The 9,215-nt window shown below is 64.0% G+C and carries 9 protein-coding genes and 1 tRNA gene; 6 read left to right on the plus strand and 4 right to left on the minus strand.

Annotation, left to right across the window (positions count from 1 at the left end):
• Nucleotides 1-70 precede the first annotated feature (70 nt).
• Nucleotides 71-1,258 carry a xylose isomerase gene (gene xylA / locus V9L18_RS20695; RefSeq protein ID WP_337349029.1) on the minus strand — a complete coding sequence of 396 codons (1,188 nt, stop codon included), beginning with the start codon at nucleotides 1,256-1,258 and terminating at the stop codon, nucleotides 71-73.
• Between the two features lie 131 nt (nucleotides 1,259-1,389).
• On the opposite strand from xylA, the gene V9L18_RS20700 reads away from it, so the two are divergent.
• Nucleotides 1,390-2,679: an ROK family transcriptional regulator gene (locus V9L18_RS20700; protein WP_337349030.1), complete on the plus strand. Its 1,290-nt coding sequence runs from the start codon at nucleotides 1,390-1,392 to the stop codon at nucleotides 2,677-2,679.
• 318 nt (nucleotides 2,680-2,997) lie between these two features.
• Here the strand turns inward: V9L18_RS20700 and V9L18_RS20705 are convergent.
• Nucleotides 2,998-3,070, minus strand: a tRNA-Arg gene (locus V9L18_RS20705).
• 204 nt (nucleotides 3,071-3,274) lie between these two features.
• Between V9L18_RS20705 and V9L18_RS20710 the strand changes: the two genes are divergently transcribed.
• The 4 genes from V9L18_RS20710 to V9L18_RS20725 all read left to right on the plus strand — a co-directional run bounded on the left by V9L18_RS20710 (nucleotide 3,275) and on the right by V9L18_RS20725 (nucleotide 6,907).
• On the plus strand, nucleotides 3,275-3,823 hold the full coding sequence (locus tag V9L18_RS20710) for a single-stranded DNA-binding protein (protein ID WP_337349031.1): 549 nt from the start codon (nucleotides 3,275-3,277) through the stop codon (nucleotides 3,821-3,823).
• 91 nt (nucleotides 3,824-3,914) lie between these two features.
• A complete protein-coding gene (locus V9L18_RS20715) occupies nucleotides 3,915-4,448 on the plus strand; it encodes a DUF6993 domain-containing protein (RefSeq protein WP_337349032.1) in 534 nt (177 codons plus the stop codon).
• Between the two features lie 45 nt (nucleotides 4,449-4,493).
• Nucleotides 4,494-6,176, plus strand: coding sequence for an energy-dependent translational throttle protein EttA (gene ettA, locus V9L18_RS20720; protein WP_337349033.1), 1,683 nt, complete (start codon nucleotides 4,494-4,496; stop codon nucleotides 6,174-6,176).
• A gap of 248 nt (nucleotides 6,177-6,424) precedes the next feature.
• Nucleotides 6,425-6,907, plus strand: coding sequence for a hypothetical protein (locus V9L18_RS20725; protein WP_337349034.1), 483 nt, complete (start codon nucleotides 6,425-6,427; stop codon nucleotides 6,905-6,907).
• Here the strand turns inward: V9L18_RS20725 and V9L18_RS22105 are convergent.
• Both V9L18_RS22105 and V9L18_RS20730 read right to left on the minus strand, forming a co-directional pair.
• A complete protein-coding gene (locus tag V9L18_RS22105) occupies nucleotides 6,904-7,071 on the minus strand; it encodes a helix-turn-helix domain-containing protein (protein WP_443197984.1) in 168 nt (55 codons plus the stop codon). The two genes, V9L18_RS20725 and V9L18_RS22105, sit on opposite strands and share 4 nt — an antisense overlap.
• A gap of 362 nt (nucleotides 7,072-7,433) precedes the next feature.
• On the minus strand, nucleotides 7,434-8,414 hold the full coding sequence (locus V9L18_RS20730; RefSeq protein ID WP_337349035.1) for an acyl-CoA thioesterase: 981 nt from the start codon (nucleotides 8,412-8,414) through the stop codon (nucleotides 7,434-7,436).
• Nucleotides 8,415-8,477: 63 nt separating this feature from the next.
• Between V9L18_RS20730 and V9L18_RS20735 the strand changes: the two genes are divergently transcribed.
• Complete coding sequence (locus V9L18_RS20735) at nucleotides 8,478-9,137, plus strand: hypothetical protein (RefSeq protein WP_337349036.1); 660 nt, start codon at nucleotides 8,478-8,480, stop codon at nucleotides 9,135-9,137.
• Nucleotides 9,138-9,215 lie beyond the last annotated feature (78 nt).

Here is a 9,215-nt window from a genome sequence, read left to right on the forward strand (position 1 = left end):
CTTCTGATGCGCCGGCACCGCCGGATCATGTCCTGATCCGGCGGCGCCGTGGTGGTGGGGTGCCTGCGGCTTAGCGAGCGTTGAGCAGGTGCTCGATGGCCAGCTGGTTGAGCCGCACGAAGGCGAAGGAGCGCTCGGCGGCGGCGTCGGCGTCGAATTCCGCGAAAGCGGACGCATCAGCGAGCAGGTCCGCGGTGGTCTCACCGGCGGCGAGGGTCGGTTCGCCGAGCTCGAATACACCGGAGGCCTTGAGGGCCTCCTGGACTTCAGGGTCTGCACGGAAGGCGAGCGCGCGTTCCTTGAGCAGGAGGTACATGGACATGTTGGACTTCGCGGACTCCCAAACGCCGTCGTAACCATCGGTCCGGGACGGCTTGTAGTCAAAGTGGCGCGGTCCGTCGTACTTGGGGCCGCCGTTGGGGAAGCCGTTCTCGAGCAGATCCACGGTGAAGAACGCGCTGGTGAGGTCGCCATGACCGAAGACGAGGTCCTGGTCGTACTTGATGCCGCGCTGGCCGTTGAGGTCGATGTGGAAGAGCTTGCCGGCCCAGAGGGCCTGGGCGATGCCGTGGGTGAAGTTCAGGCCTGCCATCTGCTCGTGTCCGGTCTCGGGGTTGAGGCCCACGATGTCGCCGTGCTCGAGCTGGGCGATGAAGGCCAGCCCGTGGCCCACGGTGGGCAGGAAGATGTCGCCGCGGGGCTCGTTGGGCTTGGGCTCCAGGGCGATCCGCAAGCCATAGCCCTTGTCCTTGATGTAGGCGGCGGCGGTGTCTACCCCTTCCTTCATGCGGTCCAACGCGGCGGACAGGTCCTTTGAACCGTCGTATTCGCTGCCTTCGCGCCCGCCCCACATAACGAACGTTTCGGCGCCCAGCTCGGCTGCGAGGTCGATGTTCTGCAGGACCTTGCTGAGGGCGAATCGGCGGACGGAGCGGTCATTGGAGGTGAAGCCGCCGTCCTTGAACACCGGGTGGCTGAACAGGTTGGTGGTCACCATGGGGGTCTTGAGGCCGGTCTCGGCCAGGGCAGCCCTGAAGTTCTTGAGGATCAGTTCGCGCTCGGAGGCCGTGGCATCGAACGGGACGAGGTCGTTGTCGTGGAACGTGATGCCATAGGCACCGAGTTCGCTGAGTTTGTGGACCGCTTCCACGGGGTCCAGGGGCTTCCTGGTGGCGACGCCGAAAGGGTCTGCTCCGGTCCAGCCGACGGTCCAGAGGCCGAAGGTGAACTTGTCGCCGGGTGTGGGCGTGAGAGTCATGATGCGTCCTTGCATTTGGGGGAACCGTTGAACCCGAGAGTTAGTTTATCGCTTGAACTATATAGGCGGCGATGAGCTAAGGTCAATAGGATGAGGCTGCCCAAGGGCATGAACTTCGAGAAGGAGGCCGCATGGCCAGTTCAGCGCCGGCTGCCGGCACCCCGGAGGCCGGAACACCGGGAAGCATGGGTGACGTCCGCCGCGGCAACCTGGCACTGGTGCTGGGGCGCATAGCCCTGTCGGGGGCGGGCACGCACCTGACCCGGGCCCAGATTGCCGCCGCCACGGGCCTCACCAAGGCCTCCGTCTCGAGCCTGGTGCTGGACCTCCTGGACGCCGGCATCGTTAGGGAAATCGGGCTGAATCCGCAAGGGGAGCGCGGACGCCCCGGCGTCGGGCTGGAGCTGAATCCCGCCAGAGGCGTGATGGGCATGGAAGTCAATGTCGACTACATTTCCGCGGGAGTGACGGACCTGGCAGGAAACCTGTTGCTCCAGGAAACGCGCGAGCAGGACAATCGCCGTGTCACACCCGATTCGGTGTCCGCGGCCTTGGCGGACCTGGCGGCCGGGCTGCGGGCCACGTCGGAAGCCCAAGGGGTCCGCATCCTCGGCGGCGGCCTGGCCGTCCCGGGGCTCGTTGATGCCAAAACCGGAACGGTCATCACGGCTCCAAACCTTGGGTGGAATTCCGCGACCCTGGATTTGGCTGTGGTGTTGCCGGACGTGCCGCTGGGCACCACGCTCTTCAACGAGGCCAACGCCGCAGCCCTTGCCGAGCTGCGCTACCGGCCAGCCGGCGACGCGGACTTCCTGTTTGTCTCCGGCGAAGTGGGCGTGGGCGGCGGGCTGGTGATCGGCTCCGAACTGTTCACTGGACCCCACGGGCATGCTGGGGAGTTGGGGCACGTTGTCGTCCAGCCAGAGGGAACGCTGTGTTCGTGCGGTGGCATGGGCTGCCTGGAAACGGTGGCGGGCCAGGACGCGATCTTTGGTGCCGCGGGAATTCCCACGCAGACGGCGCCCGGACCGGCCGCTTCGGGTCTGGTGGCTGGTCCAGCCGGATATGGTCCCGCCCGATCCGAGAGCCTGGCGCAGTTGCTCACGGCGCTCGCCGCCCGTGACGTGGACGCACTTGCTGCCGTTGCGCGCGCCGGTCATTACCTGGGCGTGGCAGTCGCGTCCACGGTCCGGCTGCTTGATATCCCGTCGGTGGTCCTGGGCGGCCACTTCGCTATCTTGGGCGAGTGGATCAGGCCCGCACTAGCGGAAAGCCTGGCTCGATACGCCCCTGGAAAAGTCCCGGCCGGGAACATCAGCCTGTCCGCCGTGGGCCAGGCCGGAGCGCTGCTGGGTGCTGCCGGCAGCGTGGTCCGTTCCCTCGTGGAGGCCCCACACCGGCTCCAGGATCAGGCTCCTTAGGCGAGTGCATGTCCGGTCTGGCCGTCATTCTGGGGTCGCTGGAGTTGTTCGCCAATTACTGGCACAGCAGATCGCTTAGTTCTGGTCGGGCTTCTTCCTTATTCGAAACCATGGTTTCGACGGCATGAAGAACCAGGACAGGGAAATCAAGGCGAGCATGCACAGACCGAAGAGCGATGGCTTGGTTACGAGCAGTATGGCTCGGCATTGTCCGTTCTGCTGCAGGCCTTGGGATTCCGGCGTTCATGATGGCTGTCTGCACAAAGCAAGCGGCCCTGACCAGCGGAAAGTACCGCAGATCAGGACCGCTTTTCTTAGTGCCCCAGGAGGGAATCGAACCCCCGACCGGCGGATTAGAAGGCCGCTGCTCTATCCCCTGAGCTACTGGGGCACGTGGTGTCCGGAGCTTATATTCCGGGCGCATCAAAAGTTTACATGCCCCGGCTGCTGCGACGCTCACGCAGGCACCCGTCCTCCACAGCGCCGTTCTTCGAAGCGTTGTGCACATACGCAAAATTGCCCCTCGCGGGAGCATGGAGTCCACGCGAAGCTGGTTTTGCCCGATTGGGCGCCACCTTCGAGACAGGACTTCATCATGAGCGACATCATCACCATCCGGGGCTTTGTGGCCACAGACGTCACCACGTCGACCACCACCACCGGCGTTGGGACGGCCTCGTTCCGGCTTGGATCCCCTTCCCGTCATTTCGACAAAACTTCGGGCACATGGGTCGAGGACCACATGAATTGGTTCACGGTCCAGGGCTACCGCCAACTGGCCGGCAATATGGGCTGCAGCATCAAGAAGGGCCAGCGGGTCATCGTGGTTGGCCGGTTGAAGCTGGCGAGCTGGGAACGGGACGGACGCGTCTTCCACACTGCTGAAATAAACGCCGACGCCGTGGGCCACGATCTGAAGTGGGGCTCTGCTAACTACATCCGGACCCCGAAGAACGAGCTGCCGGACTCTGAGGTGGCTAACCGGCCCGGTGGCGACGGTTATGACGGGACAGGAGGGGACCCTGAGCCTGATGACTACACGGAGGAAGACGGAATCCCGAAGGACGTCACCATCGAGGACACCAATGGCGACTACGTCACCCTGGACACCGAAACGGGCGAGCTCGCAGGGGCCGCGACCTGAGGGCGCCGCGCTTCATGCCACGCCGGGCGGCCGCTCCACGGCCCGCCACGCCGCAACAACCCCCGGCGTTGCGGCGTGGCAGAATGGCGGCATGACGAGCACGACGAATCACCGGCCGAATCATCAAGAAGCTCCCCGGCCGGGATTTCCGTCATCATCCGGCGCTTCCTCCCGCAAGGTTCTCATCGCGGTTGTCGCCTGCCTTGCCGGTGCCGCAGCACTGACGGCTTGCACCGCGACATCCACAGCAGACCCGAGTGCCACGATGCCGGCGGGTACCACGGCGCCGGCCGCTGCCCAGGCAACCGGCCCGGCAGCGGAAGTAGACCCTGCCACATCCACGCTGAAGCAGACCCTTGCCGACGCCCTGAACCGCCTGGCCGCCAGCACTCCAAAGCCCGCCACGGCCCAGGTAACGGATGCACTTGCCGGGGTGGGTATCCCGGAGGCGGCCCTGGAGGTTTCCCAAAGCCGCACACCCACCGGGCTTGATGCCGACGCCATCGAAGCGGCTGTCCTGCAGGGCGCGGACTGTGTTATCGGGCAAATCCGCGACGGCAGCGTTACAGTCACGGTGCTGCCGGTGCTGGCCAGCGGCAAATGCTTTGTAGGGGCTCCCGCCTGACGGACGAATGTGAGTTATCCCCGCCAACCCACTAGATTTGGAACCATGGCGGAATTTATCTACACAATGACCAAGGCCCGTAAGGCCGTTGGCGAAAAACTTATTCTCGACGACGTAAGCATGTCCTTCTTCCCGGGTGCCAAGATTGGTGTTGTTGGCCCGAACGGTGCCGGTAAGTCCACCATTCTTAAGATCATGGCCGGACTGGACACGCCGTCGAACGGCGAAGCGCGGCTCAGCCCTGGCTACACGGTGGGGATCCTGCTCCAGGAACCGCCCCTGAACGAAGAAAAGACCGTCCTCGGCAACGTCCAGGAAGGCGTGGGCGAGATCTACGGCAAGATTCAGCGCTTCAATGAGATCTCCGAGGAAATGGCCAGCCCCGACGCTGACTACGACACCCTCCTCGAAGAGATGGGCCACCTGCAGGAGGCCATTGACTCGGCCGATGCTTGGGACCTGGACTCCCAGCTGGAGCAGGCCATGGACGCACTACGTTGCCCGCCCGCCGATGCTGACGTCACGCTGCTTTCCGGTGGTGAACGCCGCCGCGTCGCCCTGTGCAAGCTCCTCCTGCAGAAGCCTGACCTGTTGCTGCTCGACGAGCCCACCAACCACCTGGACGCCGAGAGCGTGTTGTGGCTTGAACAGCACCTGTCCAATTACGCCGGCGCCGTCCTGGCCGTCACCCACGACCGGTACTTCCTGGACCACGTCGCAGAGTGGATCGCGGAGGTTGACCGCGGCCACCTCTACCCGTATGAGGGCAACTACTCCACGTACCTGGAGAAGAAGCGCGCCCGCCTTGAAGTCCAAGGCAAGAAGGACGCCAAGCAGGCTAAGCGCCTCACCGAAGAACTTGAGTGGGTCCGCTCCAACGCCAAGGGCCGGCAGACCAAGTCCAAGGCCCGCCTGGCCCGCTACGAGGAAATGGCCGCCGAGGCGGACCGTACCCGGAAGCTTGACTTCGAAGAGATCCAGATCCCGCCAGGACCGCGCCTGGGCGGACTGGTCCTGGAAGCCAAGAACCTGCAGAAGGGCTTCGACGACCGCACGCTGATCGACGGACTCTCGTTCAGCCTTCCCCGCAACGGGATCGTTGGCGTCATTGGCCCCAACGGTGTGGGCAAGTCCACGTTGTTCAAGACCATCGTGGGCCTGGAGCCGCTCGACGGCGGCGAGCTGAAGATCGGTGACTCCGTCAAGATCTCCTACGCGGACCAGAGCCGTGGAGGCATCGACCCCAACAAGACCCTGTGGGAGGTCGTCTCCGACGGCTTGGACTACATCCAGGTGGGCCACGTGGAAATGCCGTCCCGCGCCTACGTCGCCGCGTTCGGCTTCAAGGGCCCGGATCAGCAGAAGAAGGCCGGCGTACTCTCCGGCGGTGAGCGCAACAGGCTGAACCTGGCCCTGACGCTCAAGCAGGGCGGAAACCTGCTGCTCCTCGACGAACCCACCAACGACCTCGACGTTGAAACCCTCAGCAGCCTGGAGAACGCACTGCTGGAATTCCCCGGCTGCGCCGTGGTGGTTTCGCACGACCGCTGGTTCCTGGACCGGGTTGCCACCCACATACTCGCCTACGAAGGCGACGAGGAAAACCCCTCCAAGTGGTACTGGTTCGAGGGCAACTTCGAATCCTACGAGGAGAACAAAGTGGAGCGCCTGGGTCCGGACGCCGCGAAGCCGCACCGGGTCACGCACCGCCGCCTCACCCGCGACTGAACAACTGCGCACTGACAGTACGAAGCGGAAAGGCCGGCACCCTGTGAACTGGGCCCCGAAAGTTGGACTCGCAAATGCGAAGTATCAACTTTAAGGGCCAGTGATCGGCTCTTCGCAGGAGTCCCCGTCCCGTTTGGGACGGGGACTCCTGTCGTTGTGGCAGTTCTATGGTCGCGAAAGTGGGTGTTCCGGCTGGACACCCGGTTGAGGTGATGCCATTCGCTCATGCACACGGTATCGTCCTTGCCGTGGGTTACTACATCAGAGCGTTTTGTACTGAGGGTGAACCTTCACCTCTGCGGCCGGTTCTTGCATACGCAGCTGAACGCGGAGTGCCTCTCGCCCTCGACCCGCCAGCCGGCGAGTCGTCTCTTGACGATGGCGGTTGGGAGCAAGTCGGTATCGTCTACAAGGATCACAAATTGCCGATCCTGCTCGAAGTCAATCGCGACGGCGGGGAGGACGAGTCCCTAATGCGCGAAGAGATCGAAGAGTTCATAGAGCTACTCGAGGACACGCGGAACAAAAGGAACCGAAGACGCGTCGAGAAACATCTGCGGAGTACGCGGTTTATCATCGCAGCCCAGCTGCCCACTGCCGATATTGACGACGATGGCTACGTCGCCCTGGGCCATGTTCTGACCTACTTCATCGACAACCACGGCGCGATGATCCAGGCCGATGGCGAAGGATTCTACGAGGGCCAGAAAGTCATCGTAGAACTCGACTAGCTTAGTTTTGCGGCCAGCTCCGAACCTGGCTGCGTAGGCGCCTGAGGAAGTGAGGTCGGCCGGCCCGGTGATTTCGGGCGTAAGCCGTCCTCGCCTTCGTTGCGGTATATCCGCGCCCACTTCTTGATCAGATCGGGCGAGGAGAGTTGGAGCTCCTTCGCCAGGGCGACCTGCTCTCCCCGGCCATGAACCGACGGACCGTATCGAGTTTGAACTCAAACGTGAACTTCCGATGGGTTGATTTGGTCACTAGCGCTGTACCTCCGCGAACTCTCCACAGGGCATGAATGCGGATGACAGCTTGTGAACGGACCCCTAATTTGGTCGCCGCTGCCTTCGCGCCCCAACCAATCTCGAACAACGCTACCGCGGCCTCGCGCTGTTCCTCAGATAACGAACTGCTTTCCTGCATAGGACTGCTCCTCGAAAAGTAAGGACGGATTTTTCAGTCCAACTCTCGGGGAGCAGTTCACTGCAGGGTGCCGGCCTTTCTCGTTAAGTGAAAGTCAGTGAGAGGCGAAGCGAGCTAGTCGCGCCCGGCCTTGCGGATCTGGTGCTCCAGGACTTTGGACTGGAAAGCCCCCACCACCTTGTTCTTGAGGTCGGTGGGAACCCGGACCATCCCCTCCTGCGCCACGGATGCCACGTGCTGGCCGGCACGGTTGAAGATCTTGCCCGTGGCCAGCCCCCGGGCGCCCTGGGCGCTGGGGGATTCCTGGACGTAGAGCAGCCACTCGTCCACGCGGGCCGGGCGGTGCCACCACATAGCGTGGTCCAGGCTGGCCACGTTCATGCCGGGGGTGATCCAGCTGAGCCCGTGCCGGCGGAGAATGGACTCCAGCAGTGTGTAGTCGCTGGCGTAGGCCAAAGCGGCTCGGTGAAGGTTGGCGTTATCGGGCATCGGTCCAAACGTCTTCATCCACACGGCATTCCGCGCTTCCCGTTTGCCTTTGGCAGACACATACAGGGGCGGATCCACGTGGCGGATGTCGAATGGCCGCTCGTAGGCCCAGTGCCGGGCCACCGGGTGGTCGAACTTGCCCAGGAGGTCGGCTGTGCTCGGCAGCGATTCGGGATCCGGGATTCCTTTGGGCATGGCTGATTCGTGCTCGATGCCTTCATCCTCGCCTTGGAAGGACGCGATCATCGACAGGATGGGCACACCCTCCTGGTAAGCATGGACCCGGCGTGCGGAGAACGAGCGGCCATCGCGCAGGCGCTGGACGCCAAAGGTGATGGTTTTGTTGGCATCGCCTGGCCGCAGGAAGTAGCCGTGCATGGAATGGACGTGGCGCTCAGGGTCCACTGTCCGGGTGGCGGCGATGAGGGACTGGGCCAGGACCTGGCCGCCGAAGACCCGCTGGTGCGGCTGCTGCTGGGAAGGCCCCAGGAAGATGTCCTCGTCGGTGCGGGCCCCCTCCAGTTCGCCCAGGTCCAGGAGCTTGAGCAGTGATGTGGTGGGGTCACCGCTGGGCGGGGCCAGCAATCCGGCGTCGGCTTCAGTCATGGTTCGACTCTAGACGCCACCCCGGCACCGCTCAAACAACGTACAGCCGGTAGTGTTCTTAGTGTGTCTGATCTACTCACCCAGTCCTTCCGATTCGCCGATCCGCGTGATCTCGCCGACCTGCGTACCTTCGCCACGCGCGCCAAAACAATCGACGACGGCGCCATTCGGCTTCAGGCAGCAGGCGCAGTCCTGGCGGCGTACGTCTGCGTGCTGAGGCCACGGCTGCTGGGCGAATCAACCCCCACCATCCTGGGCTTGCGCACCATGGGGCTCGCTGAACGTTCTGAAACTGATGTCACAGTCCCGCTGTCTGCGGTCCTGGATCGTCTCGCCAGGGCAGGGGAGGGCGACGTCGAGCTGCCGGTTCCGCCGTCCACCGTCACCGAATCCTGGACCGGAGTCGGCGCCCCCAGGACAGGCTGGGAACTGATCCGGTCCGTACCGGATGCTGAACTGCGCCAGGCCGCCGATGCCGGCATCGCCGAAGTTGCCGGCATCGTGCCGGACAAGCCGGGCGCCTTGATCGTCAACAATGCCCGGGCCGCAGTCTGGGGCCGGCCCCTTGACGATTCGGGGCTTCCGGCTGGAGCCGCGTTCGCCGCGCTGACGCTGGGGTTCCTTGGCGAGGGTGACCAGAAGCTCTACCGCACTGGCCGGTGGTTTCGACTTACCGGCGCCCGCGGGCACGTCCTTGCGCGCACCGGGAGCGGACTGGGCTAGGTGTACTGCCCAGGCGGGTTGGTTAAACGGCTGATGGGCGGTTGGCCGCCGATTGCGGTGTGGGGCCTGTGGTGATTG

Source organism: Pseudarthrobacter sp. CCNWLW217, from assembly GCF_037203985.1.
Lineage (GTDB): Bacteria > Actinomycetota > Actinomycetes > Actinomycetales > Micrococcaceae > Arthrobacter.